Raw genomic sequence first — 512 nt, forward strand, 5'->3', positions numbered from 1 at the left:
TAGTGGGTGGTAATTTCAAAATTGCTGATGATCACGGCGCCCGTGCGTTTTGCGATGGCTTCGGCATCAAGGGTGTGATCCTGGTGTGCGTGCGTAAGCAGTATGTAATCTGCCTTAAGTTCTTCAATATTCACTTTATCCTTCACCTTCTCGTTTCCCGAAATGAAGGGGTCGACCAAAAGATGAATTCCTTTAACTTCAATAGAAAATGTACTGTGTCCGTAATGTGTTATTTTCATGATGTTAAGTTTTATAACAAAATACAAAATCCCTCCGAAATAAAGGGGCTACGAAATGCCCTTTTTGACTCCTATATAATTTGCCCCAGCCCGAACAACAGGGCGAGAATAAAGGTTCCTATAGCAAGTTTTTTGAGTTCGGGGTCCAGCAATGCCGGGTTTTTATTTCCCATTACTATTTTAAGGTGCATCAACAGGTGAAAAAAGGCAAACAGGAATAACAAGTCGTCTATACTTTCATAGGAAAAAGCCGAATACAGGATGATGCAGCTA

1 protein-coding gene and 1 pseudogene are annotated in these 512 nt (G+C 41.0%); both read right to left on the reverse strand.

The features are described from left to right. The coding region (locus HC176_RS16075; protein ID WP_167920013.1) for an MBL fold metallo-hydrolase at positions 1–239 on the reverse strand (239 nt) is incomplete at its 3' end. A gap of 71 nt (positions 240–310) precedes the next feature. Beyond that, positions 311–512, reverse strand: a pseudogene (locus HC176_RS19685) (1,4-dihydroxy-2-naphthoate polyprenyltransferase); the annotation flags it as partial.

The organism is Tamlana crocina, assembly GCF_012037625.1.